This window comes from Psychromonas aquatilis, from assembly GCF_038155185.1.
Lineage (GTDB): Bacteria > Pseudomonadota > Gammaproteobacteria > Enterobacterales > Psychromonadaceae > Psychromonas > Psychromonas aquatilis.
The window spans coordinates 1-207 of record NZ_JBAKAZ010000505.1; the positions used below are offsets into that span (position 1 = coordinate 1).

A 207-nucleotide genomic window follows, 5' to 3' on the forward strand; every position below is an offset into this window, starting at 1 on the left:
GCTACTAGAGCATGATTACAATATACAGTCTATTTCTGCTTGCTCAATTGGTGCGTTGATTGGTTGCGTTTATTCTGCAGGTAAACTTGACGATTTTGAACAATGGATATGTGGGTTAAGTAAGTTAGATGTTATTGCCTTGATGGATTTTTCTTGGGCAAAGAGTGGTTTATTAAGAGGGGATAAAATCATTAATTCCCTAAATGA

Annotated in this window: 1 pseudogene; it reads left to right on the forward strand. The window is 35.7% G+C overall.

Annotated features, from left to right (window positions below):
• Positions 1-207: pseudogene (locus tag V6256_RS16305) on the forward strand (patatin-like phospholipase family protein); the annotation flags it as partial.